Raw genomic sequence first — 256 nt, 5'->3', positions numbered from 1 at the left:
TATGCTGCCGGGTTTATCTTTATGCGCCGTATGGGATCAGCGGCGCTTACCGCTACCGGACCGGTGTTAAATGTCCTGCCCTTTGGCGTGAGACTTGATGCAGCAGAAAGTCTCCCTGCGCTTGCGCAACGGCTGGCCGGGCAGATGAAGAAAATGCGCCGACACCAGCGCTATGATGCCGAACAAATTGTCCGTGACAGCGGGCGTGCAGCCGGGGCTGAACCACTGTTTGGCCCGGTACTGAACGTGAAAATAT

1 protein-coding gene is annotated in these 256 nt (G+C 57.0%); it reads left to right on the top strand.

Annotated elements, in window-relative coordinates; genetic code table 11:
* Positions 1–256 (top strand): condensation domain-containing protein (locus FDX22_RS27465; RefSeq protein WP_146718072.1); only part of this gene is annotated, 256 nt, incomplete at both ends.

The sequence above is a fragment of the Citrobacter sp. TBCS-14 genome, assembly GCF_005280805.1.
Taxonomy (GTDB): domain Bacteria; phylum Pseudomonadota; class Gammaproteobacteria; order Enterobacterales; family Enterobacteriaceae; genus Citrobacter; species Citrobacter gillenii.
Note: the sequence above shows the minus strand (reverse complement) of the source record. Positions and strands in the feature narration are given on the sequence as shown.